This window comes from Vibrio sp. (assembly GCF_984391705.1).
In genome coordinates, this window is record NZ_CFHWOM010000001.1 from 66,609 (window position 1) to 92,400 (window position 25,792).

Consider the following 25,792-nt stretch of genomic DNA (forward strand, 5'->3'; position numbering starts at 1 on the left):
GTTCGAATAATGACGAGATTTTTCATGGACACTACTCAACGCTTTTTCTCAGACTTGTTAGATTCTGCCGATAGCAGTTTCCATCGCTACGGGGTTGTACTCAGTGGTGATGAAGCATGGCTGATGAACTTAGTAGAATGGATTTCAACCCAGGTTGGAAATCAGGCAGTTTTTCAGTTGGGAGGCCCGTCTCTGTCTTTTGCGCAGCGCTCGGTGACGTTTAATAAAGGCCAGCAGTTACTTGGTCAAGAATGTGGCCTATTGATTTGCGATTTTCGAGAAGCGTTTGATGCGAATAGTTTGAGTGCTGCTCTTGGCTGCGTTAGGGGAGGGGGCGTAATTTTGGTCATCCCACCTTGCTCATACACAAATCAAGCAGAGCAGGTTTGGCTTGAACGAGCGTTTGGCAAGCTTATCCAAGTCAAACAAAATAGGACGCTACCTGAACTCCCCAAAGCTGAGGTCTTCACGCAAGACATATTTCATCAACAATTGAATGCTGTTGAGAGAATTCGCAAAGTCGTTGAAGGACACCGCAAACGTCCATTAGTTATGACGGCTGACAGAGGGCGCGGAAAAAGCAGCGCACTTGGAATAGCGGCTGCTGAATTGATTCAATCAAAACCAATTCATATCTTGGTTTGCGCTCCGACACTTGCGACTGTACAGCCTATATTTGAGCATGCTGCTCGCCTACTGAATGATGCTGAGATGCAAAAGGGCATTTTATCGTTGGAACAGTCCAAGATAGAATTTGTTGCGCCGGATGAATTGCTAAGAACTAGACCGCATTGCGATTGTCTGTTTGTGGATGAAGCATCTGCCATTCCTATTCCGATGTTGCAACAGATGGTTGAGCACTATCATCGTACGGTTTTTTCGACAACAGTACATGGTTATGAAGGCTGTGGGCGTGGATTCACGGTTAAGTTTCAATCTTGGTTAAGCAAGGTTAGATCTGGGACTCAATTTTATTCTCTGTCTCAGCCAATACGCTGGGCCGAAAACGATCCATTAGAACATTGGTTATTTGATAGCTTTCTGTTGGATGTCGATTTAGAAGAGCTCTCGATTCCAGCCCATCAAACGCAACTGACGAAACTAGATAAGGCTCGGCTACTTAAAGAGCCAAAGCTACTTCGTGCATGCTTTGCGTTGCTGGTAAATGCGCACTATCAAACCTCGCCAAATGACTTGATGTTGTTGTTGCAGGATGACTCTATTGACGTGTTTGCTACATTCGAAGGCGACGTGTGTATTGGTTGTATCCTCACGGTTGAAGAAGGAAAATTGAATGGTGATTTAGTTGTTCAGATTCAACAAGGAAAACGTCGACCAAAAGGTCAATTAGTGGCGACGCAGTTGGCTAGCCAGCTTAATATCGCCGAGGCCGCGTTGCAGTCCAGTTTAAGAGTGATGAGAATTGCTGTTCATCCTGCCATGCAAGGACAAGGGATTGGCCAAGAAATGCTGGCACAACTACAAGACACAGCGGGTTACGATTTTTATTCCACCAGCTTTGGAGCAACCAGTGAGCTAGTTAGCTTTTGGCGCCAGAGTGGGTTTATCCCGGTGAAGTTGGGCAGTAGCCGAGATCAAGCTAGCGGAACCTATTCTTTGGTGATGATTTCTCAGCATGCTTCCTGGCTGAATCAAGCTAGCGATTATTATCGTCTCTTTATTCAGTATTCCTTGCCGGTGATTTATCAAAAGCTTGAAATTGACTTAGTCCGTAGTTTGACAGAGCAACTTAATGCTTCCGTTGATTTTACTGGGGCTTTCAGCTTGGTTGATGGCTATCTTTCTGGTGGCTGCCATTATGACAGCGTTGCGCCAATATTAGATAATTGGTGGAAAGCCTCTCCGAGCCTTGTGTCTAAAATGAGCGGCCTCCTTATTATGAAGATTGTTCAGCAGAGAGAGTGGCGTGAGTGTGCGGAGTTGTCTCGATGTGCTGGACGAAAACAGGTTGAGGCTCAGTTCAAATCTGAGCTTTCTGAACTTGTGACCTCGTTTTCTAATTTACACTGTAAAGTGTAAGTTCAAAGAATGCCTTAAGGGCTCCATTCAAATTTACAGTGTAAATGGTCCTTCACTTTACACTGTAAATTAAACTAATTACTTTAATCATCTACCTATCACTAGTGCTATCGCATAAAAAAGTTGTGGTTTTTCTAGTCCTATAAAACCATAAGCTAAGAGACTAATTTAATTACACTATTTCTATTTTCCTCGGATTGGAAAATGGTCGAATCATACATTTTTCGTATATCAGGGATTTGCGAATTACTCAGTTCTTCCTACACTGATTTTTAAGCAACAAGATTAATATTGGCTAGAGATAATAATAAGTGAAGGTTAATTCATGCAATGCTCGCTTTCTGATTCGCTTGATATATCAACCGTGCTAGATTCCGCTGCGGACTACCAGGAGTGGTTAGGTCTAAACTCTCAACTCCTAATTGATGCTTCTAAAGTGGTTCGAGTGGATGCCGCTGGTGTCCAAGCACTCACTTCATTGTTCCTCTCTGCCAAAAATCATTCAATTGATATTCAGCTAACTCAACCAACCGAGGTACTGGTCGAAGCCATCAGAACATTGGGGCTCAAAGACCAAATTAAATGGAATTATGACTTTGGAGAGGACGAAGTATGACAAAAATTCTAGCTGTGGATGATTCTGTTTCTATCAGACAAATGGTGAGTCACACCTTAAAAGATGCCGGTTATCAAGTCGAAACGGCTAATGATGGAAAAGACGCGCTAAGTAAAGTAATGGGCACCAAGTTTGATGTGGTGATATCGGACGTCAACATGCCAAACATGGGGGGCTTTGAATTAGTCAAAGCGTTACGTGAAAAACCTCAATACAAGTTCACACCAATTTTAATGCTAACCACAGAAACAAGCGCAGACAAAAAACAGCAAGGCAAATCTGCTGGCGCGACGGGGTGGTTGGTTAAACCCTTTAACCCAGAAACACTGCTGAAAACATTGAAACGTGTAGTGTAACAAGTTCGGGCTGCAGCTATTAACAGGCAAGGAATAGCAGCCAGCGGTAATACCAAAATTCAATAAGCAAAAATGGTATGCCCTAACAACGTCATTGGTGAGGAGTCTACATGGCTTTAGACATGGAACAGTTGCGTAAGATGTTTTACGAGGAATGTCGTGAAAATCTTGAAGTTTTAGAAGACGTACTTCTTAACTTAGATCCCAGCCAAATCGATGAAGAGTCGATAAACACAATCTTTCGTGCAGCTCACTCCATTAAAGGGGGAGCTGCAACATTCAACTTACTCGATATCAGTGAATTCACCCACTCAGTTGAAGCTTACCTAGATTTAGTCCGTAACGGAGAACGTCAACTTACTTTAGAAACGGTGGACTTGCTTCTTAAAAGTGGTGACTGCATACAGAGTATGTTGGAGAGCCATGAATCTGGCAGTGATACTAATCAGGAATTGTTGGCGAGCGTTGGTGAGCAGCTTCAAACATTATTGGGCAGCGGCTCTGCAGATGCAGAGTCTCAACCAGAAACGCCTCATGAACAACCGAATGGCAATGAAGATTCGCCAGACGGATATTGGCAAATCCTATTCCAACCTCACAAAGAAATCTTTTTTAGTGGTAACGACCCTCTACGAATCATACGTGAACTTAAAGAGTTGGATGATAGTTGCCAAATCGAAGCGCATTTGAGCCAACTTCCTAGTCTAGATGATATGGAAGCTGAGCTCTGTTACACCAGTTGGAGCGCAATACTTCCTGCAAACATTGATGAATCGGCAATTCGAGAAATTTTCGAGTGGGTGGAGGACGAATGCGATTTAACGGTTGAGCTTAAATCGGCCGAGTCGGTTGGACCTTCAGAAGATCTTGTGAACTCAGAAGAGAACTCAAGCGATACTCCACCCCAAGCTTCTTCATCAACATCATCGGAACCTAAATCTAAATCAACCAAAGTCGCTAAGTCAGACTCAAGTGTTAGTTCGATTCGAGTGGACATCGATAAGGTCGATAGCTTGATCAACTTAGTCGGTGAGCTTGTTATCACTCAGTCGATGCTCAATGAAATCGGGAATGACTTTTCCATTGATAAGCTTGAAAAGCTTAAAGCGGGCCTCGACCAATTACTGCAGAACAGCAAAGACTTACAAGAAAACGTACTTAACATTCGTATGCTGCCAATGAGCTTTGCGTTTAGCCGATTCCCGCGTTTAGTTCGTGACTTATCAAGTCGCTTAAACAAACAGGTTAATCTGCAAATCAAAGGTGAGCATACCGAACTGGATAAAACGGTGCTGGAGCGAATTGTTGATCCACTAGTGCATTTGGTTCGAAATGGCATAGACCATGGTATCGAACAGCCAGAATTGAGACTCGAAAAAGGAAAACCTGAGTTAGGGCTTATTGAGCTTAACGCGTACCACCAAGGTGGCTCGATTGTAATAGAGATTCGAGATGATGGTGCAGGTCTGAATTGCGAAACATTGTGGAATAAAGCGGTAGAGAAAGGTGTGCTGGATGAACACTCTCGCCGAGAAGAGTATTCCGATAAACAGATCATGAACCTTATTTTTGCTCCTGGATTTTCTACTGCCGAGGAAGTGTCTGATATCTCAGGTCGAGGCGTCGGTATGGATGTGGTGCGTCGAAACATTGAAGAGCTAGGCGGCCATATCGAAGTTGAATCGAAATTGGGTCAGGGTAGCTGCTTTACTATCAGTTTACCTCTTACCTTGGCGATCTTAGATGGCCAACTCGTCAAGGTTGCAGGGGAAGTGTATGTCATTCCTCTCTTAACCATTGTTGAGTCAATTCAGATTGATCCTAGCTGTATAAAGTTAGCATCAGGGGGCATCGAGCTTTACCGTTTGCGAGACGAGAACATTCCGATTTTGCGCCTGCAAGAAGAGTTGGAAATGGGGCAGAGTGGCTGCCTAGAGCAGCGTATCTTGTGTTTTGTTGAAGCTGCGGGCAATAGAGTAGGGCTATTGATTGATGAATTGCTTGATCAGCAGCAAGTGGTGATCAAGAGCCTAGAGTCGAATTATAGCAAGGTGAGTGGCATTTCAGGTGCGACGATTTTGGGGGACGGTTCGGTTTCTCTGATATTAGACATTCAAGGGCTGATTACGAGCTATTTAAATCGGACAGCTGAGAGCTCTCACAAAGGGCTAGCGGCTTAGGAGGTCAAATGGAGCAGATGGAACGAAACAGTAACGCCGAATTGTCTGATTCATCCAAGCAGCACATCTCAGCGCATAACGAAAATCTAATGAATGAGATAAACGAAGATGCGGGTGAGCGTGCTGACTTTCTAAGTTTTCAGCTAGCAAGTGAGCTATATGGCGTTGAAATTAACGATGTCGAAGAAATCCGAGTTTGGGAAAAGCCCACGCCGATTCCTCGTTCTCCTTGCTATGTACTTGGCGTAATCAACCTTAGAGGGATGGTCGTTCCAGTCATTGATTTGCGAGCTCGATTTAACGTAGGTCGACAAGAATACCTACCGACCACAGTCGTGATTGTTTTACGTTCATCGGGTGATGAAGGTGAGAAACTGATGGGATTGGTTGTTGACGCTGTCAGTGATGTCATAAGCCAGGGAAGTAATGAGTTGTATCCAGCTGTTGGGGATTCTCCTGTGATTCCATATTTGCAGGGGTTACTCAACGTAGGTGACCAAGTGATGTCGTTACTTGATACACAAGAGTTGTTGAACATCGAGAAAATCTTACGAGGCACATCATGAAGTTGACGGAAGAGTTTTTAAGCTTTGTTCTCGAAGAAGACGAATATGGAGTACCAATTTTGGATGTCAGAGAAGTCCGAGGTTGGAGCCCGGTTAGAGAAATTCCAAACTCGCCATCTTACATGAAAGGTGTTTTAGAGATTCGAGGCGAATACGTGCCTGTGGTCGATTTGAGGATACGCTTTGGGTTAACCCCTGCACATCTTGGTCCAACAACGGTTGTGATCGTTTTGAATGATACCGAGAAACACCCGTTAGGCATTATCGTTGATGGTGTATCGGAAGTGTACCCATTGAGTGATGACCAAATCAAACCGGCGCCCCATGTTGCAGCGGATGTCGATCATAGCTACGTAAAGGGGATCGCCTCGGTCGATTCTGGCCATTTGATATTAATTAATTTAGATGCTCTGTTTGATGTACCAGGGCTACCAGTACCCAACCAGGAAGAAGAAAGTTGGGCATGATTTTAATAGGTAAATTGAACGCGCGTAGTAACACTCGTTAGAAGCTGTAACACACGTCAGAAGAAGCAATCAGTGAGAGGTAACTCATGGCATTTTGGAATAGGAAATCAGAGGTAGGCGCGTCATTTGCAGCTCCGACGCAAGATACCTTAACGGAAGAGTTAGAACACGAAGAAGAAGGCATTTCAAAAGAGCAGTTACTCTCTGCCCTAAATGCCGCGCAAACGGCACTCATGATGATCGATCGTGATTTTAATATTACCTATATCAACAAAAAGTCGATCGATCTGTTGAAGGTTCACGAAGCGCTGTTTCGCTCAGTATGGCCAAACTTCCAAGCGACAGAAGAATTTTTGATGGGGTATTGTATTGATGCTTTCCACGTTAATCCAAGCCATCAACGACAGTTGCTTTCCAATCCTGCCAACCTGCCGTATACCACTAATATTACAGTGAAAGATGTCAAAATTGAGCTCAATGTCGGCGCGATTATTGATGCCCAAGGCCAGTATGTCGGTAACACGCTTGAATGGAAAGATGTGACGGAAGAACTGAAAACTGAAAATGATATTGCGCGCTTGCAGGCAGCGGTGGATCAAGCTCAGACCGCGATGGTGATGATAGACAGAGATTTCTTGATTACCTACGTAAACAAGGAAACGGTCAGTTTGTTTACTAAGCATGAGGCAACGCTGCGATCGGTATGGTCAGGATTTACGGCCACAGAAGAGTGGTTAATGGGAAGATGTATCGACGAGTTTCATCGTAATCCTGCTCATCAACGCAAGCTGTTGGCGGATCCAAATAACTTGCCTTATAGCACCGATATCACGATCGGGGATTTGAAAATTGAGTTGAATGTAGCGGCAATTAGTGACACGCAAGGTCAATACATTGGTAATACTTTGGAGTGGCGTGACGTTACAGAAGAGCGCGCAAAAGAAGAAGAAATTGGTCGCCTTGCATCAGCGGTAGAAGGAATGACGACCAACCTAATGATGGCTAATAAAGATGGCATCATTACCTATTTAAACCCATCTCTGCATGATTTATTGCGTAGCCGAGAACGGGATCTTCAGAATGAGTTACCTGGCTTTGATGCAAGTAACCTTATTGGTAAGAACATTGATGTGTTCCATAAGAACCCTGGTCATCAACGTAACATCATCGCTAATCCAGACCGTTTGCCTTTCTCATCCAATATTGCGGTTGGCTCGTTGGAATTTAACCTAACATGTATTGCCATGCGCGATGGGCAAGGTAATTACATTGGGCCTGCGTTGCAATGGGTAGACATTACAGAGCAGCAAGATGGTCAACGTCAAGTTGAAGCATTGATCCAAAAAGCGATTGATGGGGATTTAACGGAGCGTATTGATACCAGTGTTTATAACGGGTTTATGAAAGAGCTCGGGGATGGCATTAACAATCTTCTCGATACCATGGTTGCACCGCTTGGCCAATGTATCGAAGTCATGAGTCAGGTTGCCGACGGCGATCTGAACAGCACGATGTCTGATGACAATAAAGGGGAGTTTGGCCGTCTATCCGATGCGGTGAATACTTCCATTATCAACTTGCGCAATATGGTCGAAAAAATTACTCATTCTTCCGCACGTGTAGCGACAGCTTCTACAGAAATTGCAGAGGGCAACAACGATCTTAGTCAGCGTGTTGAAGCACAGGCTTCAAATCTGGAGGAAACAGCAGCAAGTATGGAGCAAATGACGGCGACGGTTCGACTTAACGCCGACAATGCTAAAGGTGCCAACGATCTTGCAGATGATGCCAGTAAGAAAGCCAGCAAAGGTGGCGAAGTTGTTGGGCACGTTGTTTCTGCGATGGCGGAAATTAACTCAGCGAGTAAGAAAATTGCCGACATTATTGGTGTGATTGACGAAATAGCTTTCCAGACTAATTTACTTGCGCTTAATGCCGCAGTTGAAGCTGCGAGAGCAGGAGAGCAAGGTCGAGGCTTTGCTGTTGTCGCAGGTGAAGTTCGTAATCTCGCACAGCGCAGCGCCGCCGCAGCGAAGGAGATTAAAGGTTTAATCAAAGATAGCGTAGAGAAAGTAGATGAAGGCTCTCGCTTAGTGGATGAATCTGGAGAAACTCTCAATGAGATCGTTGATGCGGTAGCAAAAGTGAGTGACTTGATAGCGCAAATTGCGTCTTCGAGCTTAGAGCAATCTACGGGTATTGATGAAATCAATCGAGCGGTTGCCACTATGGATGAGATGACTCAACAGAACGCGTCTCTTGTTGAAGAAACCTCTGCGGCTAGTCAATCACTGAAAGACGAAGGTAAAGAATTGCTCAACTTAATGAACTTCTTTTCCACCGACAGCAATGTCGCGACATTTGAAAATAGGACTAAAGAGTCTGGGCATAAAGGCAATGTTAGAGACATCCGAACACCGAAAGTGGCTAACTCTCGCTTCAAGCTAGAAGAGGATGGAGATGAATGGGAAGAGTTCTAGCTCAAACTGAGTCAATGACGCCAGACAATCAAGAGTTTGAACTGACAGACAAAGACTTTAAGTTCATTCAATGGTTTATGCATAAGCATGCTGGCATTTATTTCTCAGATAGAAAAAGAACCATGGTGTATGGGCGTATTAGCCGTCAGCTAAGGCGGCTTAGCCTTAAACGCTTCTCAGAATATCGGGCGGTTATTGAGCAAGACAGTGAAGAGCAGAGTCGCTTCATTAATTGTTTGACGACCAACAAAACCCAATTTTTCCGTGAGTATCACCATTTTGAGTTTTTAGAAAAGGTTTTGATGTCTGAGTGGCAACAGCAAGGTCACCGACGTATTCATATCTGGTCGGCGGGGTGCTCAACGGGAGAAGAGCCATACAGTTTTGTCTCTTCACTCCACTCTGCGCATGCGATGGATACCTTTGAGTCTGTTCGTTTAACTGCTACAGACTTAGATACTAAAGTTCTGGAGCATGCGAAGCGAGGCATTTACAGCGATGAGGCTTTGGAAGCGATTCCCGTTAAGTACCTTAAACCTTGTTTTGTGAAGGGAGTAGGGGCTCAGTCTGGCAAGATAAAAGTTCGCTCGGGATTACAAAACTTGATTCAATTCCAGCAGTTGAATTTGCTGGATAAGTGGCCATTCGACATGAAGTTTGATCTCATATCATGTCGTAACGTAATGATTTATTTTGATAAAAAGACTCAGACTGAGTTGATTACTCGCTTCCATCAACAGCTAAAACCTAACGGTGTCCTTTTCATAGGTCACTCAGAAAGTATGCCGGTTCATCTAGACCTTTTTCATCATTTGGGCCATACCATTTACGTGAAAAAATAGGGGCTAGCATGATAGGAGTTAGAGAGCGTCGATCTCAACATTCCAATAACCATTTTAATCGTTTTTACCACCCTCAAAAAGCGAAGCATATTATTAAGGTTTTACCCGGAGGCCTCTACTGTACGAAGCGCGAAGACGAACTGATTGCCACAGGGCTAGGATCCTGTGTTGCAGCGTGTATTTGGGATGAATTTGCCAGCGTCGGAGGAATGAATCACTTTCTCTTGCCGTTTGATAACCCATTACAAATTAAAAGCTGGCACCCAGATTCACTGGTTTCTACGGCCTCTCGCTATGGCATTCATGCAATGGAAATGTTGCTCAATTCATTAATAGAGCACGGCGCTAAACGAAGCAATTTACAGATAAAGCTATTTGGAGGTGCGCAGATGCTAGGTCGAAGTTCGATGATTGGGGAAAAGAACGTTGAGTTTATTCTCAATTACGTCGAACAGGAGCATTTACATGTAGTGGCCCATGATCTAGGCGGCCTGGAACCAAGAAAAGTCATGTTCGACCCTTTGTCTGGCAAGGCTTGGCTAAAACGAATTCCGTTTACTGAAGTACATAGACTTCAGCACCAAGAAGAAAAATATGCATACCAGTTGGATAAAGAAAGTCATCGGAAGCATGATGATGACGTGGAGTTATTTGAATGAAAAAGATCAAAGTACTTGTTGTTGATGACTCAGCGGTATTCAGAGCACTATTGGAACAGTTGATCAACTCGGATCCCGACCTTGAAGTGGTCGCGACCGCGGCGGATCCTTATGAAGCACGAGATATGATCAAACGCTATGCCCCTGATGTACTGACGCTGGATATCGAAATGCCAAAAATGAATGGTGTCCAGTTTCTAAAGAATCTAATGCGTTTGCGACCTATGCCCGTCGTTATGATTTCCACCTTAACCCAACATGGCGCTGACGCGACGTTAGCCGCGTTGGAATATGGCGCTGTAGATTATTTTCCCAAGCCTTCCGTCGATGCGGCCGCTGAAATGGTGAGCTACAAGACTCAGATTAATGAAAAATTGAAAATAGCAGCAGGCGCAAATGTTGTAGCGGAAAGCCCGGTAGATCAACAAAACAATCTGAGCAAAGTATCTGCCCCCAGCCACACGCCGATTGAGCTGATTGCGATCGGAGCTTCTACAGGAGGGACAGAAGCCGTTAAGCAAGTGTTGTCAGCTCTGCCAGCAGGTCTCCCTCCTATTATCATCACCCAACATATCAGCGCGATGTTCTCGCATTCCTTTGCTCAGCGGTTAGATGAAAGCAGTGCGATTAACGTAAAAGAGCTCAGTGTAAATCAAGCCCCTTTAGTTAATGGGTGTGCGTATGTGGCCCCTGGTGACAAGCACTTGGTCGTGGTGAGAAAAGGCACTCATCTTTACTGCCAGATTGACGACAGACCCGCTGTAAATCGCCACAAACCCTCTGTGGATGTGATGTTTGATACGGTAGCGGAAACCGTTGGCCGTAAAGCAATTGGCATCATTTTAACGGGTATGGGCCAAGATGGTGCGCGTGGCATGTTAGGGATGAAAGAAAAGGGAGCTCGAACCATCGCTCAAGATCAGGCGACATCCGTCGTATGGGGCATGCCTCGAGTGGCCGTAGAGCTCAATGCTGCTGAATCGGTTGTTCCTCTAAACAAGGTACCTGAGCAAATATGCCAATATTTATCGCCAAATAAGCACTGATCTTATAAGAGCAAGGAGAGCCTTATGAAAAAAACGCTTTTATCCATAAAACCCAGGTACTTTTTGGCGGTAGCGAGTCAAGTGGCGTTATTGGCGTTCGCCGTTACTCAAGCCTCAACCTTGTTGGTGGTTACGGCTATGATAGCGGTTGCCGCAATTCCTTGGTTGGTGTTTCCTCGCGGCACTGTGCCTGTTGATATTGAGCTAAAGAGTGAACCTACTGAGAGTGTTATGGCAAATGAGGATACCCCTCAATCAGTTGGGCCTTTATTGTCATTAATCGCTACTCAGCTACATGAACCTCTCGATCATCAGAGAGGCGTGGTGGATGAGTCAGTCGAAACGTTAAATGAAAGCTACTTCGAGTTGCAAAAACTCGCTCAAGATCAAAACCAAATCACCACTGAACTGGTTGAAAACTTACTTGGTCAGGAAGGTACAGATAATGATATCAGCCAAGTTTTACCCAAAACGGAAGCGATTATTCGTAACTTTGTCGACACCTTGGTGCAGGTTTCAGAAAAGAGTATTTCTGCCGTTCATAGTATCCACGATATGTCTGACAAATTAGACACCGTATTTAAGTTGCTGGAACAAGTGCGAGGCTTGTCTGAACAAACCAACCTTTTAGCATTGAATGCTGCTATAGAAGCTGCCAGAGCTGGGGACGCAGGGCGTGGATTTGCAGTTGTCGCCCAGGAAGTTAGAAATCTCTCCCACAAAGCCGAAGAGCTAAATAATCAAATTGAGCAAGAGATCAATATTGCTCAAAGAACAGTGAAAGAAGCGAATCAAACAGTCGGAGAGATGGCATCGATCGACATGACAGAAGCCATTGAATCGAAAGACAAAGTGGATGAAATGTTACGAGGGGTACAACAGATTAATGTGTCTATTGAACAAGAAATTCAAAAAATAAGTGAAAGCGGCGAGCGTCTAAATGTTCAAGTCGACAACGGAATACGAGCGCTGCAATTTGCGGACATCATTGTTCAGCAAGGAGATTACGCGAAGCGAACAGTCGATTACCTATCAGAGTTTTCTCAACTCTGTGACGAGTGGAGTCATAAGAGGGTTGATAACCTTCATTTTGTACAAGCCACGGAATCCTTATTTGCTCAAATCCAGCACCGAGAAGCGCCAGCCGCCTCTCAATCTAGTATCGAAGAGGGAGAGGTAGAGCTTTTTTAATGCTCTCTTTACATTTGCTCGACGGAGGAAAGAATTATGTCAGTAGAAGCTCAGGTAGATTCAGGATCAAGGCACGTAACTATATGTATCGAGGGGGCCTTTGGCTTTAACCTAGTTCAAGACTTTCGACGCTGTTATTCTGAAAAGCGCGATCATCGCTTCACGATTGATTTACGCAAAGTTGATTACATCGATAGTGCTGGTCTGGGGATGTTGCTCAACATGCACAGTTATTTGGAGCAAGAGGACGGAATGATCCGTATCACCAATACGTTACCGCAAGTTAGGAAGATACTCATTATCTCCCGCTTCGATAAGAAGTTCTCTATCGAGTAGAGAGCAAAGGAGAAAAACTATGCATGTAATGATAGTTGATGACCATGCGACTAACCGAGAGTTGTGTCGGTTTATGCTCGGTCATATTGTTGAAAAGGTAACGGCTTTTGAAAATGGCCAAGGCGTGGTTAGCGCAATGGAAAAGATGGACTCATTGCCCGATATCATCTTACTCGATGTAATGATGCCGATTAAAGATGGCTTTACTACGGCAAAAGAGATTCGTCAGGCATTTCCAGAAATCCATATTCCGATCATCTTTCTTACTGTTCTCGATGATCACTCTTCGTTTGAACGCTGCTTGAACTATGGTGATGACTTTATCCTTAAGCCCGTGGAAAGGAGTATTTTGCTGGCTAAGGTTCAAGCGCATTACCGAATTGTTCGCATGCATAATGAAGTGACGGAGCAGCGTGACGAATTGCGACAGTTCCATGAGCAAGTTCGTTATGATTACGCGATCTCAGAGACCATTTTTTCCAACTTGATGAAAGAAATGAGCTCTCAAGTACAAAACATCTACGGTATCAACTATATCTCTACGCCTTCGACGGTATTCAACGGTGATCTCATTGTTGTCGCTAATCGTCCTCATGGCGGCGTCTACGTGATGATTGCTGATGCCACTGGGCATGGTTTACCGGCCGCAATCTCTGCCATACCTGCAACTCGTGCATTTTTTTCTATGGCAGCCAAAGGTATGTCATTAGGGGAGATTGTCAGTGAAATCAATGAAGCCTTGGTACGTTTTTTACCTATGGGGATGATGTTAGCCGCGAGTGTTTTTGAAGTACGAGCAAATGGGTTTGAAGTCTCTTGGTGGGGAGGAGGGTTACCAGATGGTTACGTTATTAACCCTGATGGTACAATCGATCGTCGCCTTGTTTCACGTCACATGCCATTGGGTGTGCTAAAGCCGCGTGAGTTTGAAACGGATCTCGTTCATATGAAGTTAGAGCCTGATCAGCAGATCATTTGTTATACCGATGGGGTAATTGAAGCGTGTAATCGAGATGGAGAGCAGTTTGGTCTGGAGCGTTTAGAGCAAGCGTTAGCCAGCCAACGGCCCATTATCCCTATTTTGTATGAATCGGTACGCAAATTCGCCCACAAAAAAGTCGATGATGATTTATCGATACTCTCTATGAAGTTCCCTATTTCCACCTCTCAGAAGCCGGATATGGAAAGTGCTCAAGTAAACATTAACAAAGTTCCGCTAAGTACGACGTTGAGCTTTCCAGCCGAAGTATTGCGAAGCGTCGATGTCATGATCGAGGTACGACAATATCTGACGGGAATTTTGTACGGTGGCGTTCATCTTGATCTTGTTTGCTCGGTACTTTCTGAGTTATTTGCCAACGCGATTGAGCATGGCTTACTCAAGCTCGACTCTTCGATTAAAGAGCAGCCCGATGGGTTCTTCTTGTTTTATCAATTACGTGAAGAACGCCTCAAGGAACTGGATGATTCGTCCTGTATTACACTCAGTATGGATTACAACCCTAAAGAAGCTCAGTTGTTAATGGAGTTGGAGCATAACGGTGAAGGCTTTGATTTCAATAGGCCTGCGTCAGAAGAAGAATCACCTCGAAGTTATGGGCGAGGCATTATGCTCGCCAGAGAGCTCTGTACATCGTTAGATTACTCAAAATGTGGCCGTTGTGTGACTGCGGTCTACTCTCTAGGTGAGGAGCATCATTTCCCATCCTAGCGATGAAGGGATTTACAGTGTAAAAAATAGTTTTAAAGTGACCTACGCTCTAATTTGTCACACTTGTGATACAGCTAGGCGAGCAAATTGCATACACTCAAGTTAGGACGTAATACGGGCTGATTGTACATGTGGGATAAATTTGTTGCCTTGTCAGAAGATAACCGAGCGGTCGTAGCGACACTGTCGCCAGATATTTCGGTGGATGGAAATTTTGATACTCGCGGTTTAACTGAAGCGTTAGCCGAGATAGGAGCTTCGGAGCTTTTCGTTCTAGAAGAGGACGTTACTCGGTTTATTAATTTAGCAAAGGAGACTGCAGGAGAAGCATACTCGGGTGTCACTATTGCTGAGGTAAGGGATGCGAATGTCGAGGTTGTTCTCTCCGATCATGACATGCTAGCCAGTATGGTAGTGACAGGAGCATATAAAGGGAGCCCTCTTCGTGGACCACAGATCGTACAAGCTCTGGCCCAAGCTCATGTTACCAAAGGCATCAACAAGCTGGCATTGAAAAAAGTACTCATTATGAGTCATCAACTTAAGCCGGGTGAAACCTATACTCAGCCAGTTGCCAAGGGCAAAAACCCCGTACAAGGCCAAGATGCTAAGTTTATTCCTCTTGTAAAAGACCCATCAAAACAAGTGCTTGCTCCGAAAGAAGATCAGAAAGACGGTAAAGTCGATATGCTGAATTTGGGTGAGACGATTACCGTTTCAGAAAATGACCCTTTGATGAAGCGAATTCCAGCCACCAAAGGCGAGGCGGGCATCACCGTTCAAGGTAAAATTATCCCACCTAAACCAGGTAATGATAGCGTTTTAAAAGAAGGCAAGGGCTCTGCGATATCTCCTCAAAACCCCAACTTATTGATCGCGAGTGTGTCTGGCATGCCAATGATCAAAGAGAAAGGCGTGGATGTAGAAGATGCACTTTGTTTGCCAACCATAGGTGTTGCTACCGGCCACGTTAAATTTAAAGGTAATGTGGTGGTGTTTGGTGATATTGAATCCGATATGGTTGTTCGTGCCACAGGGACCTTAACGGTCGGCGGCTTTATTGAATCCGCTGATGTGCAAGTTCAAGGGGACATACAGGTCGCTAAAGGTATCATTGGTCACAACGTGTCAGAAGGCGAAAAACGTAGCTGTATTGTCAAATCTGGCGGGACGGTCAGCGCGAACTATGCACAGTTTTGTGAGTTGCAAGCGGGCGAAGATATTCACCTCAATGTTCACTGTATGAACAGTGAGGTGCGTTGTGGTAAAGACTTGGTTGTCGTCGATGCGTCAGAAAAGCATGGCACCTTAAGTGGCGGCCACGCAAAAATTGGCGGAAAAATTGTGTGTGTCGAACTTGGTGTTGAAGGTGATACTGCTACGTATGTCGAGGCTTTTGCCCGTTTCCAGATGTTTAAGGAGCGCCAAGCAAAGCTGAAAGAGCAATATACCCAAGCACAAGAAGGCACCATGAGTGTCATTCGCAAAGAGCTGGAATTTAAAAAGACACCGAAATCACAGCGCACACCTGACCAAGAGCAAGAGTTAGAAACCTTTAAACAAGAAGCTAACGCTCATTTAGAGAAGGTGAAGCATGCTCGTGATACTAATGAACAAGAGCTCGAAGTGGCTTTAGAAGAGAATGTTGTGGAAGTGAAGGGTAAAGTCTTTACCCATGTCACGGTGCAGTTTGGCGAAGAAAAAGTGATCACTAAGCGAGCGCATGGTGCCAGCATCTTCTCCTTTAATCAGTACGAAATTAAGTGTCGCTCGATGCTCGATGAAGAGGCATTTGAAGAGGTTTAATCTCGGCAAATCATCACACCTGTCACCCTATCTTGATTCGTTGAGGTAGGGTGATTTTTTTAGTAAGAAATTAATAGGTAAAGCAAAATGCCAGAACGAACCGTCACCCTTTGTTTGGCGCAAATTCCTGTAATAAAGGGAAATATTGAACGTAACCTTGAGTTGCATTTGACTGCTATCGAGTCAGCGCAGCAAGCAGATGTCGTCGTGTTTCCTGAACTGTCATTGACGGGCTATGAATTGCCTTTACTTGCCGATTTGGCCTTGAACGAAGAATCCTTGGCTGTTGAGGCGTTGTCGAATGCTGCACGAAAGTATCAAATAACGATAGTCGCAGGCTGTCCATGGCAAGTTGAAGGAAAAGAACCGACCATTGCTGCGGTTATTTGTTTCCCTAACGGCCAAGTAGACGTCTACCACAAGCAGTTTCTGCACAGTGGCGAAGAGCGGTATTGCTCAGCGGGTAATACGGATTATGTACTGCTGGTAAATGGCTTCCGTCTCGGCTTAGCGGTGTGTGCGGACTTTATTCATCCTGCACATTACAAACAGGCGAAAGCTTCTGGCATAGATGCCTATCTTGTGAGCGCTTTGATTTCACCCACAGGCTACTCAGCGGACGAAGAGATATTGCTCAATATCGCCAAAGCTGCTCAAGTCCCTGTTTTGCTGAGTAACCATTGTGCTCCGACGGGAGGTTGGCAAACCGCTGGCAAAAGTGCCGTTTGGTCTCCTAAGGGTGAGGGTATTTACGCATCTGGGGTGGAAGTTGGGTTATTTAAGGTGGAACTGAGTGCTGAAACAGTGGATGGTGAGTTTCAGCCAATCGTGCTTTAACGCCGTTGGCATGTTGTACAGCCGCGACATGCTGAACGTGTATGTTTATCTAACTGGCTGCGTTGTATTTTGCAGTAGGCATTTTTTAATGCTCGCCTCGCAGCAAACCAGTCTTCGGGCCTTTCTAAGATCAAATAACCGTTAAAGCGTTTGACTAGCTCGACGCGATGTTTGTCGATAAATCGACTATCGAAGCCTATCTCAAAGTAATCCAACGCTTGTTCTATGGAGGTAAAACTTGCGATTTTCTGTTGAATGTCGACTTGGCTCATTCGTCGATATCTCTTTGCATAAAGATAAACTGTTGATTGTGTGAAATACGCTTAAAACCGAAGCGCTCATACAATGAACCGACGCGGTTTCCTTGCAGGTAACAAAGCTTTATCGGCAGGTTTAACTTTTGTGCATCGGTTATCAATTGATTTAAAACCTGACTGCCTACCCCTTCACCATGCAGCTCAGGAAGCAGAAAAAAGCGCCCAAAGTAGAGGTGATCATTGTGTTGTTCAACTAAAAAGCTGCCGACAGGCTGGCCTTCCACTTCTATGATGGTTGGCTTAGCTTGCTGCCACTCCTGCTGGTGGATTTCGCGTTGTACTTTCTCATCCCAGCCAAACACTGCCTTGATAGCGTCATGTTCTGCTGCCTTTTTAAGTTGGTAGAGGAAATCAAAGTCACGCTCCTTAGCGGGGCGGGTGGAGTAGTGAAGCGGCATAACTAAGCTCTTTCTGCCTGAAGCAGTTTGTCGATAGCACTTTTGCTGGTTTTACCTATCTTTTGCATCAAAGCAAAGGTCGGCTCAGGGATCCCACGATCTTGTAAATCGTTGACCATTAGCATCCACAGTTTTGCGGTCACTTCGGCATCGGCTAACGCTCGGTGAAAGACGCCATCGTTCTCAATGCTCTTGTAACGTACGAGATCGCCCAGTTTGTGGCTTGGAGCTTCTTGATTGAGGCGACGCGATACGAGAAGTGAGCAGGCAAACTCACCAGAATAATCGACGTTAACTCGTTCAAGCTCATCATCAAGGAAGCGTTTATCAAAGGATGCGTTATGAGCGACAAGGTTTTCACCTTGAATGAATTGAGCGAACCGAATCATCACTTCATCACAGCTTGGCGCACCATTTAGCATGTTATTTGTAATGCCGGTATAACTTTCAATAAACGAACTGACTCGAAAACCAGGGTTCATCAACTGCTGGAAGGTATCAACGACTTCACCATTCACGAGTTTCACCGCACCAATTTCTATCGCACGGTCACCCATATTGGGGGATAAACCTGTGGTTTCAAAGTCGAGAACAACGACAGAGTTCGCAAGAGACATACAACTTCCTAAGCCTAGTAATACAGCGTGAATTATAGGTTTGCCCTTTTGTTGGGTAAAGGGGTTATTCAGCCTACCTCCACTAGAACTATGGTGCTGTTAATTCAGGTTAATAGACTGCTTTAGGATTCTGAAATGCTCACATTGATTGAATAGGGCAAAGGTGTGCAACTCTTCTTCTAGTGCAGAGATAAATTCATCGCTGTTTTTTACCAAAGGCTCTAGGCTTAGGTGCAACACCATAAGAGTGGCGTTTTTCTTATCAGCTTTGCAATCGGCTCTTGCTACTAACTTTCCCCCCCATAAGATCGGCAGCGAGAAATAACCAAATTGGCGTTTAGCTTCAGGGACATAACACTCAATTAAGTAGTCGAAGTTAAATATCGCGCTGGCTCGCTTGCGTTGAATTAGCAAGTTATCGAATGGGGAGAGAATCCTAGCTTGTTTTCGACTCATGCGCTTGCCGAGTTGTTCAAGCGACTGCACGCAAGCAAAGTATGGAACGTTATTAATTGAAATGGGTTCAATCTTTCCCTGTTCGACCAGTTCGTTGATAGCTTGGGCGACATTCGTTTTGACATCCTTAAGTTGGTAGGTCATTTCCGCAACCGTGCCAAAACCGTGAGCTTTTAGGTAGCTAAGGACCAAAAATAGACCGTGTTCTTGAGCTGAGGGCATTGAGGTATCAACACTATCTGGAAGCACACGGTAAGTTAAATCATACACTTTATGAAATCCGCGCCGCTCTGTGATCATCAAATCTCCCTGCATATAGAGGTTTTCTAGCGCTTGCTTAGTCGGTTTCGAGTGCCAGCCATCGGTTTTATGTGCTTTAGACTCAAAATCTTTAGCCATCAATGGTCCTTCTGCGTCAATTCTCGCCAACACATTCTTCATTAGATCGCGATCTTTGCAGTACCAGTGACGTTGCTGACCGGATTTGATTGCGGCCTTTCGGGGTAGGCTGTAGCGGTAGTTGCTCATCGGCAAATATGCGGCGGCATGAGCCCAATACTCAAAGACTTTTCGATCGGCCACCAGCTGATCGAGAAGTGTTGGCTGGTAGCTAGGATTGCGGCTCCACAAGGTGTGATGATGGGCCCTCTGAACGACTGAAATTGTATCGATTTGAATGTAACCAAGCTGCTCGAAGGTATTGAGAGTCTTGTTATAGCTACTGCCTTTTGCATTTGAAGTGGGTAACCCTTGGGATAATAAAGCCAGCTTTTGTGCTTGAGCGAGAGTAAGAGATTGCATTGAAGTTGGCCATTCCTTGTTCGTTCGTCCATCGATGTTTCCGCTCAGTATGGTTGCACGCAGCCTTAGCGTCAGCAAGCGAGATGCCGATGTTTTGCTCACATTAATTCAGCCCACTAATAAGAAATTTATCTTTTATTGAAATTTTTACGCCTAATCCTCGCTCTTTATTTCAGCGCAGTATGAATTATCCGCAATCCGTTAATGGTTATTGCTGTGGGTTGAGTAGAGTGAAATAAGTAGAGTTAGAGGCAAAAATACGATGGATCTTGTAACGATAATTGAAGCTTGGCTGCTGCAAGATGATGTTTCGTTATCGATGCTATTTATTGGCATTGTGTTGCTCTCATATCTATTAGAAGACTTGGCAATCATCACGGCAGCAACGCTGTCCGTGGAGCAAGTTATGCCGTCAAGCCTTGCGTTAGTGGCTATCTTTGTCGGCATCAGCTCGGGAGATTTTGGTCTTTACTGGCTAGGAAAGCTGGCGCAAAAAGTCCCTTTTCTCCGTTACCGCCTGCTACGGCATCAGCGCGCAAGAAAACTGCGCCGAACGCTTCACAAGCAAGCTTTTAAAACACTCTTCATTATTCGTTTTGTACCTGGTTTAAGAACCGCAGGTTTTACTTTAAGCGGTTTTTTGGATGTGCCTAAAACGAAGTTTTTCTTCGCTGTGCTAGTGGCAACAGGGTTATGGACAGTACTGGTGTTTGGTTCATTTTTCCAATTGGGTAATGCGCAGTGGCTGCAAGATAACCAAATTTCATGGCTGCTGATACCAGCCGGACTTTGCTTGATGCTGCTCATCAATAAATTTATTACTAGAACCTTCTTAAGGGATACGTATGACACAGTGCGTTAATGTAGACATGATTCCGCAAGGCAGAGTTAATGCCGGTATGCCAATGCTTCATCAACCTAAACGGGTTATCTCGCCATTTGAATTCTTGCCAGCTTGGTTTTTCTACACACCCGTCGTATTACAAAGTGCGGCGCTTAGCTTAGTGCATCGCGACTGGGCGTTACCATTGATAGCGAATCCCGCGATTAAGTTGAGTGGTATGGTCGGGGAATCTAAACATGACATATTCACTTCCGCTGGGGAGCAGACAAAGCAATGGATTTTGCCTTTTCTTACCTTAACCAAAACCAATGAGTCATCTACCCTGGCCCTTGAGCAGGCCAGACATGAACTGGAACGTATGGGCCTGAGTTACCCGTTAGTGGCTAAGCCTGATCTCGGGTGCCGAGGTGTTGGCGTTAAGCTCATTCGTGATGACAAGCAGCTGAAAAATTATATTGAGACGTTTCCTCAAGCTGGGCGCTTTTTACTGCAACAAAAATCGTCTTACAGCGCGGAAGCTGGGGTGTTTTACGTAAGGCAGCCTGGTGAATCGAGCGGGCAAATTATTTCTATTACGCTGAAGTATTCGCCCTATGTCGTAGGAGATGGCAAATCAACCCTGAAGCAGTTAATCGAACAATGCCCTCGTGCGGGTAAGTTACAGCACCTCTATTTGCCGCGTCACAGTCACCAATTAGATCGTGTGATTGAAAGTGAGGACGAGTTTCAGTTGGCATTTGCAGGTAGCCATTCACGCGGAGCAATTTTCCGAGACGGAAACCAATTTATTACCAAGCAGCTAGAAATGAAATTAGATCAAGTGCTTGGGGATTTTGAAGGCTTTCATTTCGGCCGCCTGGATATCAAATTTAAAGATATTGAGACGCTCATGAAGGGAGAGTGTTTCGATATTCTGGAGATCAACGGTGCAAGCAGTGAAGCGGCCCATATTTGGGATAGTGACACACCGTTGAGCCATATCTTTTCCACTCTACTTAAGCAGTATCGCTTGCTCTACCAAATTGGCTCTAAGCAGAAAAAACAAGGGGTAGATTCACCTTCACTAGGCGCACTGCTGAGCGCTTGGCGTGAGGAAAAACTGCTTACTCAGCATTACCCAATGATGGATTAACTTGTCGATATTTAGGAAGCCACAACAATGAAAAATACTCAAACGGACATCTTATCGCTTGCCCAAACTCATACCTCACAGGCTGTAGTGGGGTGTATTGAGACTTTGAATCAGGGGTACGAGTTTCTTGAAACACTGAACAATGACGATTACACCTATCTGGCTCAGCCTCATGTTAGCAGTTCGATTGGTGAGCATTTTCGCCATTGGCTTGATCTGTTTCACGCGATTCGCCTTGATTCACATCGAATAGACTACAACGTGCGCCGCCGTGGTCATCGAGTAGAGCGTGATTTGGATGTGGCTAAGCAAGAGATCAGCGAACTGATTGAGTGGTTGTTCGAGTTGCCGAGTAATGATTTACACCAACCAGTCGCGGTAGAGACAGAAGTGATGCTGTCGCAAACCCAGGTGGAAGAAGTGACCTCGACCTTTGTGCGAGAGCTGACGTTTGCTGCACTGCATGCCACTCATCACTTTGCTATGGCTAAGGTGGTGGCTTCAATTCGAGGCGTGACTTCTGATAGTCGTTTTGGTGTTGCTCCCGCGACAGCGACCTACCAAAGAGCGCAATAGCCTATGTGTACATTATCTTGGGTCTACCACGGCAGCAATCACTACGAAGTTTACTTTAATCGAGATGAGCAGCGTTCAAGATTGCCTGCGCTAGAGCCACAAAGCCTTGTCATTGATGGTGTGCATTGTGTCATGCCAATCGATCCTGTGGGTGGTGGTAGTTGGATGGCGACCAACGAACATGGTGTGACGGTTTGTTTGCTTAACTACTACCAAGGTGAAACGCCAAAAGGTGCGTTAGTGAGCAGAGGAATGATCATTAAACGCCTCGCGAGTAGTTGTTCAAGCCAAACCGTTGAACGTCGTTTGTTGGCTATGGATCTGTCTTGTTTTGCTCCGTTTACTTTGGTGCCGTTTGATACCAGACGTACCGCTAACGAGAGCCTTGTTTGGACTTGGGATGGCGAGCAACTCCTACGTTCTCATTGCGCAGCGCCAATTGTCTCAGCTGCCATGCATTTTGAGCAAGCAAGGGACTTTCGCGTAACGCTTTTTAACTCGTTAACCGGAAGTGTTGAGCGGGAAGAGTTGGGGCATCGCTTTCATCAAAATCACGATGAGGCTTTTCCACACCTATCTCCTCTAATGAAAAGAAATGATGCGCGCACGGTAAGTTTTACCTCAGTTGTCGTGTCTTCTTCTAAACAAGAAATGAATTATCAATCTATCGACGACGACCATAACGTCGACTTTCAGTCCTGTATAAGTTGTCACAAAAACAAAGTCGTCGAACAAGGAGTCTTCAAATGAAAAAACTATTTGCTCTACTGACGATGCTGGTCAGTTTTTCGAGTGTCGCTGCCGATGAAATCTACACAGGTTTTTTCAGTAATAAAGCCGTTGATGGGTATGACACCGTGGCTTATTTCACGCAAGGCAAGCCTGTAAAGGGCAATAGCCAGTGGCAAACCAAGTACAAAGGCGCGGATTGGTACTTTTCTTCGCAAGAGAACCTAAACAAATTCACCGCTGACCCTGAGGCTTACGCACCGCAATACGGTGGGTATTGTGCTTGGGCGATCTCGGCGAAAAATGACTTCGCTTCTGCCGATCCAAAAGAGTGGGCGATCGTTGATGGCAAGCTTTACCTTAACTACAACGCCGAAGTGAAAAGCTGGTGGGACGATGATCGTGCGGGTCATATTTCAGCAGCCGACAAAAACTGGCCAACACTGATTAAGTAACGAGGGAGTGTGAAGATGAAATTTGTACCTCTAAAGCACATCCCAGCTGGGTTTATTGCGTTTGTTTTTGTTCAGTCGCTGTTCTTTAAGTTTTCGGGTTCGTATGAAACGGACCATATCTTTGGCACTTTGGGAGAGTGGTCAGGTTTGGCTTGGTTTGGTCGGTATGGCGGTTATCTGATTGGCTTTGCTGAACTCATTGCGGCCATTTTACTGTTTACCCGCTTGCACGGCATTGGTGCTGCAATGAGTGCAGGCATTATGACTGGCGCCATCTTCTTCCACTTATTTACGCCATTAGGTATTGCGATGCCTGAATTTAATGCCATGGGTGAAGTGATTGGTAATGACGGTGGCTTGCTGTTTGGTATGGCCTGTATTGTTTGGAACTGTTCCGTATTCCTACTGATGCGAGATATCAAAACGCCAGGTTCTGCGACGAATAAATTGTTAGCGCAAGGAGTTTAATATGATCTCCAGTCCGTTTAGGTTGCCACGCAAGACCCCGTTTGGCATTGGTGAGTCAATGGTTGAATGGGCAACAGGTCTATCCACACTTGACCGTTTGTATCGACAAGATGCTCTACCAGAAGACAGTTTTGAGTTTATGAAGGAGACGCTGGAGCGCATCGGTACCCAGTATCAGGTTGATCAAGGAAGCCTTGAAAATGTGCCTAAGCAAGGCTCGGTTTTGATTGTTGCGAATCATCCTTTCGGCGGGATTGAAGGGGTGATCTTAGCCTCGCTGATATCTAAAGTGCGTAAAGATGTAAAGGTATTGGCCAATGAACTACTGAAACGTATCCCAGAGCTTGATGAGTTATTTATTGGGGTGAATGTATTTGGTGGCGAACAAGCGAGACGAACGAATCGGCTGGCTATCAAGGAGGCTAACCAGCATCTAAAACAAGGTGGTGTGTTGATCATCTTCCCGGCAGGCGAAGTTTCCGCGTGGCAGGCGAGTGAAAGCAAAATTACCGATAAAGAGTGGAGCCAGTCCGTGGCGAAGTTCGTTAAGCATGCCCAAGCCACGACCGTACCGATTTTTATTAATGGGATGAACAGTAAGTTGTTCTACCAAGCGGGAAGAATTCATCCTCTCCTCAGGACGGCGTTACTCGGTCGCGAGCTACTCAACAAGTCAGGTGAGACGATTTCTGTGTCTGTGGGCAATCCTATCCCTTATAGCGAGGTGAAAGATGTCGAGAGTGATGATGAGATTACGCAGTACTTTCGACTCAATACTTATTTGATGGGGAGTCAGCAAACTAACTGCGATGCCCGCGAACCGCTTAGCGAAGCAGATAGCAATCGTGTAGAACCAATTATCGCACCAGTATCGATAGACCTGCTTGAACAAGAGCTAGAGCGCTTAAGTGAGTTTAAATTGCTTGAGCAAGGTGAGTTCTCGGTGTACTGCGCTCCAACAAGCAATATGCCGAATATGATGCGAGAAATTGGTCGTGTTCGTGAGGAGAGTTTTCGAGAAGTGGGAGAGGGCAGTGGTTTAAGTTGTGACATTGACCAGTTCGATGCTCACTACCATCAACTGTTTGTTTGGCATCATGCTAATCGTGATTTGGTTGGTGCTTACCGTTTGGGACTTGTTGATGAGCTCATTGCCCAAGGTGGAATAGACGCGCTCTACTCCACAAGTCTATTTAAGTATGATGAGGCTTTCATTGGCAGTTTAGGTCAGTCTATTGAGCTTGGTCGCTCGGTTGTAGCGAAGCGCTACCAGCGTAATATGCATTCGCTATTGCTGCTATGGAAAGGGATTGCGGGATTTGTGCAGCGTAATCCCAAGTATACCCATTTGTTTGGCCCAGTGAGCATCAGCAATGATTACAGCCCAGTAGCTCGTCAGTTGATTGCGTCAGTAATGTCTGTTCATTACTACGATGATGAGAAAGCCAAGCTGGTCGCACCTACCACGCCGCTAGAGAAAAGCGGCAAAGAGTTTTGGCGACCGGATATGCTTAGCTCATTATCAAAACTCCCTTTGCTGTCCAAAGTGCTCAGTCGCTTAGAGCAAGGTATGGGGCTGCCCGTGTTGCTAAGACAATATCTAGGCATGAACGGTAAATTGGTCTGTTTTAACGTTGATCCTGCATTTAACTTCGCGCTAGATGGGTTGATCGTCGTGGATCTCACCTCTGTGCCTGCGCGAACTTTGGGTAAATATATGGGGCGTGAAGAAGCGCAGCTCTATCTAGATTCTCACCTCTGATAACGTAATTTAACGCTAAGCAAAGCCGCTGATTTAGGCGGCTTTGAGTTTTCTAATCCAACGTTATCTTTCATAGAGTTATTTCGAATCAATCAGAAGCATTC

At 45.2% G+C, this 25,792-nt stretch carries 26 protein-coding genes; 22 read left to right on the forward strand and 4 right to left on the reverse strand.

The genetic code is table 11. The features are described from left to right. The first annotated feature begins 24 nt into the window (after positions 1 to 24). The 15 genes from AC4MRV_RS00345 (at position 25) to AC4MRV_RS00415 (ending at position 17,133) form a co-directional block, all read left to right on the forward strand. Positions 25 to 2,040 carry a tRNA(Met) cytidine acetyltransferase TmcA gene (locus AC4MRV_RS00345; protein WP_491185431.1) on the forward strand — a complete coding sequence of 672 codons (2,016 nt, stop codon included), beginning with the start codon at positions 25 to 27 and terminating at the stop codon, positions 2,038 to 2,040. 325 nt (positions 2,041 to 2,365) lie between these two features. Beyond that, positions 2,366 to 2,656 carry an STAS domain-containing protein gene (locus AC4MRV_RS00350; protein WP_491185432.1) on the forward strand — a complete coding sequence of 97 codons (291 nt, stop codon included), beginning with the start codon at positions 2,366 to 2,368 and terminating at the stop codon, positions 2,654 to 2,656. After that, positions 2,653 to 3,012 (forward strand): response regulator, encoded by a 360-nt coding sequence (locus AC4MRV_RS00355; RefSeq protein ID WP_491185433.1) that lies wholly within the window; start codon positions 2,653 to 2,655, stop codon positions 3,010 to 3,012. The genes AC4MRV_RS00350 and AC4MRV_RS00355 overlap by 4 nt, the downstream gene beginning before the upstream one ends. Before the next feature lie 110 nt (positions 3,013 to 3,122). Further along, the gene (locus AC4MRV_RS00360) at positions 3,123 to 5,192 is read left to right on the forward strand and encodes a chemotaxis protein CheA (RefSeq protein WP_491185434.1); all 2,070 of its coding nucleotides are present in this window, start codon (positions 3,123 to 3,125) and stop codon (positions 5,190 to 5,192) included. A gap of 89 nt (positions 5,193 to 5,281) precedes the next feature. Continuing rightward, positions 5,282 to 5,758, forward strand: coding sequence for a chemotaxis protein CheW (locus AC4MRV_RS00365; protein ID WP_491185792.1), 477 nt, complete (start codon positions 5,282 to 5,284; stop codon positions 5,756 to 5,758). After that, positions 5,755 to 6,225, forward strand: coding sequence for a chemotaxis protein CheW (locus AC4MRV_RS00370; RefSeq protein ID WP_491185435.1), 471 nt, complete (start codon positions 5,755 to 5,757; stop codon positions 6,223 to 6,225). The genes AC4MRV_RS00365 and AC4MRV_RS00370 overlap by 4 nt, the downstream gene beginning before the upstream one ends. 86 nt (positions 6,226 to 6,311) lie before the next feature. Beyond that, entirely contained in the window at positions 6,312 to 8,705 is a 2,394-nt protein-coding gene (aer2, locus tag AC4MRV_RS00375; RefSeq protein WP_491185436.1) for an aerotaxis transducer Aer2, read from the forward strand. After that, the gene (locus tag AC4MRV_RS00380; RefSeq protein ID WP_491185437.1) at positions 8,690 to 9,547 is read left to right on the forward strand and encodes a CheR family methyltransferase; all 858 of its coding nucleotides are present in this window, start codon (positions 8,690 to 8,692) and stop codon (positions 9,545 to 9,547) included. Before aer2 ends, AC4MRV_RS00380 begins: the two co-directional genes overlap by 16 nt. Before the next feature lie 8 nt (positions 9,548 to 9,555). Then, complete coding sequence (locus AC4MRV_RS00385; RefSeq protein WP_491185438.1) at positions 9,556 to 10,206, forward strand: chemotaxis protein CheD; 651 nt, start codon at positions 9,556 to 9,558, stop codon at positions 10,204 to 10,206. Then, positions 10,203 to 11,252: a protein-glutamate methylesterase/protein-glutamine glutaminase gene (locus AC4MRV_RS00390; protein ID WP_491185439.1), complete on the forward strand. Its 1,050-nt coding sequence runs from the start codon at positions 10,203 to 10,205 to the stop codon at positions 11,250 to 11,252. Before AC4MRV_RS00385 ends, AC4MRV_RS00390 begins: the two co-directional genes overlap by 4 nt. 24 nt (positions 11,253 to 11,276) lie before the next feature. Continuing rightward, positions 11,277 to 12,443, forward strand: coding sequence for a methyl-accepting chemotaxis protein (locus tag AC4MRV_RS00395; RefSeq protein ID WP_491185440.1), 1,167 nt, complete (start codon positions 11,277 to 11,279; stop codon positions 12,441 to 12,443). A 36-nt stretch (positions 12,444 to 12,479) separates the two neighbouring features. Continuing rightward, the gene (locus AC4MRV_RS00400; protein ID WP_491185441.1) at positions 12,480 to 12,779 is read left to right on the forward strand and encodes an STAS domain-containing protein; all 300 of its coding nucleotides are present in this window, start codon (positions 12,480 to 12,482) and stop codon (positions 12,777 to 12,779) included. 19 nt (positions 12,780 to 12,798) lie between these two features. Further along, a complete protein-coding gene (locus AC4MRV_RS00405; RefSeq protein ID WP_491185442.1) occupies positions 12,799 to 14,490 on the forward strand; it encodes a SpoIIE family protein phosphatase in 1,692 nt (563 codons plus the stop codon). 129 nt (positions 14,491 to 14,619) lie between these two features. Further along, a complete protein-coding gene (locus AC4MRV_RS00410; protein ID WP_491185443.1) occupies positions 14,620 to 16,296 on the forward strand; it encodes a flagellar assembly protein A in 1,677 nt (558 codons plus the stop codon). Between the two features lie 87 nt (positions 16,297 to 16,383). Continuing rightward, positions 16,384 to 17,133, forward strand: a complete 750-nt coding sequence (locus AC4MRV_RS00415; RefSeq protein ID WP_491185444.1) for a carbon-nitrogen hydrolase family protein — start codon at positions 16,384 to 16,386, stop codon at positions 17,131 to 17,133. Here AC4MRV_RS00415 and AC4MRV_RS00420 read toward each other — a convergent pair. The 4 genes from AC4MRV_RS00420 to AC4MRV_RS00435 form a co-directional block, all read right to left on the reverse strand. Beyond that, positions 17,130 to 17,405 carry a nitrogenase-stabilizing/protective protein NifW gene (locus tag AC4MRV_RS00420; protein ID WP_491185445.1) on the reverse strand — a complete coding sequence of 92 codons (276 nt, stop codon included), beginning with the start codon at positions 17,403 to 17,405 and terminating at the stop codon, positions 17,130 to 17,132. The two genes, AC4MRV_RS00415 and AC4MRV_RS00420, sit on opposite strands and share 4 nt — an antisense overlap. After that, positions 17,402 to 17,848, reverse strand: coding sequence for a GNAT family N-acetyltransferase (locus AC4MRV_RS00425; protein ID WP_491185446.1), 447 nt, complete (start codon positions 17,846 to 17,848; stop codon positions 17,402 to 17,404). Before AC4MRV_RS00425 ends, AC4MRV_RS00420 begins: the two co-directional genes overlap by 4 nt. 2 nt (positions 17,849 to 17,850) lie before the next feature. After that, positions 17,851 to 18,465 (reverse strand): 3'-5' exonuclease, encoded by a 615-nt coding sequence (locus tag AC4MRV_RS00430; protein WP_491185447.1) that lies wholly within the window; start codon positions 18,463 to 18,465, stop codon positions 17,851 to 17,853. Positions 18,466 to 18,564: 99 nt separating this feature from the next. Further along, positions 18,565 to 19,722, reverse strand: a complete 1,158-nt coding sequence (locus AC4MRV_RS00435) for a winged helix-turn-helix domain-containing protein (RefSeq protein WP_491185793.1) — start codon at positions 19,720 to 19,722, stop codon at positions 18,565 to 18,567. A gap of 262 nt (positions 19,723 to 19,984) precedes the next feature. On the opposite strand from AC4MRV_RS00435, the gene AC4MRV_RS00440 reads away from it, so the two are divergent. From AC4MRV_RS00440 to AC4MRV_RS00470, 7 genes are read left to right on the forward strand one after another with little or no spacing between them, the layout of a single operon-like run. After that, the gene (locus AC4MRV_RS00440) at positions 19,985 to 20,584 is read left to right on the forward strand and encodes a DedA family protein (protein WP_491185448.1); all 600 of its coding nucleotides are present in this window, start codon (positions 19,985 to 19,987) and stop codon (positions 20,582 to 20,584) included. Beyond that, positions 20,568 to 21,698 carry a D-alanine--D-alanine ligase gene (locus tag AC4MRV_RS00445; protein WP_491185449.1) on the forward strand — a complete coding sequence of 377 codons (1,131 nt, stop codon included), beginning with the start codon at positions 20,568 to 20,570 and terminating at the stop codon, positions 21,696 to 21,698. Before AC4MRV_RS00440 ends, AC4MRV_RS00445 begins: the two co-directional genes overlap by 17 nt. Positions 21,699 to 21,725: 27 nt before the next feature. Beyond that, the gene (locus AC4MRV_RS00450) at positions 21,726 to 22,274 is read left to right on the forward strand and encodes a hypothetical protein (protein ID WP_491185450.1); all 549 of its coding nucleotides are present in this window, start codon (positions 21,726 to 21,728) and stop codon (positions 22,272 to 22,274) included. 3 nt (positions 22,275 to 22,277) lie between these two features. Further along, positions 22,278 to 23,024 (forward strand): NRDE family protein, encoded by a 747-nt coding sequence (locus tag AC4MRV_RS00455; protein WP_491185451.1) that lies wholly within the window; start codon positions 22,278 to 22,280, stop codon positions 23,022 to 23,024. Beyond that, positions 23,021 to 23,458, forward strand: coding sequence for a YHS domain-containing (seleno)protein (locus AC4MRV_RS00460; RefSeq protein WP_491185452.1), 438 nt, complete (start codon positions 23,021 to 23,023; stop codon positions 23,456 to 23,458). The genes AC4MRV_RS00455 and AC4MRV_RS00460 overlap by 4 nt, the downstream gene beginning before the upstream one ends. Before the next feature lie 15 nt (positions 23,459 to 23,473). Next, positions 23,474 to 23,926 (forward strand): hypothetical protein, encoded by a 453-nt coding sequence (locus tag AC4MRV_RS00465; protein WP_491185453.1) that lies wholly within the window; start codon positions 23,474 to 23,476, stop codon positions 23,924 to 23,926. A gap of 1 nt (position 23,927) precedes the next feature. Beyond that, the gene (locus AC4MRV_RS00470) at positions 23,928 to 25,688 is read left to right on the forward strand and encodes a bifunctional lysophospholipid acyltransferase family protein/GNAT family N-acetyltransferase (RefSeq protein WP_491185454.1); all 1,761 of its coding nucleotides are present in this window, start codon (positions 23,928 to 23,930) and stop codon (positions 25,686 to 25,688) included. Positions 25,689 to 25,792 lie beyond the last annotated feature (104 nt).